Genomic DNA, 1,707 nt, shown 5'->3' on the forward strand with positions numbered 1-1,707 from the left:
TTTAATTAATAAGCGACAAGTTACAAAAAAACATTTTGATGTAAAAGAAAATGGTAGTGTATTTTTGAATGATAAGGGAAGAAGTGCTTTTATTAAAGAATGGCAAGCGCGTAAGCAAACCGAAGTCATTCATCCTTTTATTAATGAAAAAGTAAAACTAATGCTGTTACCATACGTACAAGCGCAATTAATGGCCAAAGCAATTCGCGATGATTTACCCAGTTACCCACCTTTTATGACCTAAGGAGGTATGCCTATGATGGTTTTAGTTACTTATGATGTCAATACGGAAACGAAACAAGGAAGAAAACGTTTGAGACATGTAGCTAATTTATGCGTTGATTATGGACAACGGGTGCAAAATTCTGTTTTTGAATGTTCAGTTGTTCCAGCAGAATTTGTCGAACTAAAAGGAAAATTAGCCAATATTATTAACCCAGAGCTTGATAGTATTCGTTTTTATTTGTTAGGAAAAAATTGGCAGAACAGAGTAGAACAAATCGGAAATAATGATAGTTACGATCCAGATAAAGATGTTTTATTGTTGTAAATTAATTTTGTGCGAGTCGATGTCACACATAAATTACTAAGCTGACTCGCGCGAAATTGTTGTTATTTTGTAGAAATGAGCTCTATTTTTACTGTTTATTAATAAATTTTTTCGTTTAAAACGGAGAAAAGCCGCATGATTTCCGCGGTCGCTCTCTTCATGAGAGCGTGGATTGAAATGGTAGGTACAACAATGCGCATACGACTGTCAATTGTGTCGCTCTCTTCATGAGAGCGTGGATTGAAATCGCATCAAGCATTCGATGATTACGCATGTGCTACCTGTCGCTCTCTTCATGAGAGCGTGGATTGAAATTGGTGTGCCTGTCGATGGTACAACAGACTTGATGAGTCGCTCTCTTCATGAGAGCGTGGATTGAAATAAGGAGGTGTTGTAGTTTATTAAATAACATACATAGTCGCTCTCTTCATGAGAGCGTGGATTGAAATTGTTGGTGGAAAACTTAGCAATACATTTAAATCAGTCGCTCTCTTCATGAGAGCGTGGATTGAAATTGTTTTTGCCGGCGATCCTAAGCTACTCAAACACGTAGGTCGCTCTCTTCATGAGAGCGTGGATTGAAATCAGTGATTGAAATAAAAGCAGGGTTCGTACACAAAGTCGCTCTCTTCATGAGAGCGTGGATTGAAATCCGAACCCGCTGGGCTTACAATTAATGCGGATTTAGTCGCTCTCTTCATGAGAGCGTGGATTGAAATATCATTTACAATGACTAATCGTCCTACAATAGGTGTCGCTCTCTTCATGAGAGCGTGGATTGAAATATTAGAAACCTTGATACCCATTGGATTTTCAATTGCGTCGCTCTCTTCATGAGAGCGTGGATTGAAATTCTACTGCCTCTACGGCAATTCGTGCAGATTTTTCGTCGCTCTCTTCATGAGAGCGTGGATTGAAATGTCTATACTGTAGCTAGCTTCATCTGCCTTGCTTTGGTCGCTCTCTTCATGAGAGCGTGGATTGAAATCATCCACATAGTAATCACTCCTATTATTTGTTATGTCGCTCTCTTCATGAGAGCGTGGATTGAAATCTTCAGTGTCTGTACGAGCATCGGTTACTTCATTTGTCGCTCTCTTCATGAGAGCGTGGATTGAAATTCCAAAAAGCCAGGCGGTTTTTTTAAGCCCTGGCAA

The 1,707-nt window shown here is 39.3% G+C and carries 2 protein-coding genes and 1 CRISPR repeat array; both genes read left to right on the plus strand.

Annotated features, from left to right (window positions below; all coding sequences use genetic code 11):
• Positions 1-244, plus strand: a 244-nt coding sequence (locus tag TS1_RS12120; protein ID WP_174519346.1) for a CRISPR-associated endonuclease Cas1, incomplete at its 5' end; no start/stop codon positions are given.
• A gap of 12 nt (positions 245-256) precedes the next feature.
• Complete coding sequence (gene cas2, locus TS1_RS12125) at positions 257-550, plus strand: CRISPR-associated endonuclease Cas2 (RefSeq protein ID WP_068710726.1); 294 nt, start codon at positions 257-259, stop codon at positions 548-550.
• A 147-nt stretch (positions 551-697) separates the two neighbouring features.
• Positions 698-1,671: a CRISPR direct-repeat array (repeat unit 32 nt; unit sequence GTCGCTCTCTTCATGAGAGCGTGGATTGAAAT).
• Positions 1,672-1,707 lie beyond the last annotated feature (36 nt).

The sequence above is a fragment of the Tetragenococcus solitarius NBRC 100494 genome (assembly GCF_001544195.1).
Classification (GTDB): Bacteria; Bacillota; Bacilli; order Lactobacillales; family Enterococcaceae; genus Tetragenococcus; species Tetragenococcus solitarius.

Excerpts from the sequence above, each read along its gene's own strand:
- cas2 (WP_068710726.1), top strand. The coding sequence starts at position 257 with ATGATGGTTTTAGTTACTTATGATGTCAATACGGAAACGAAACAAGGA.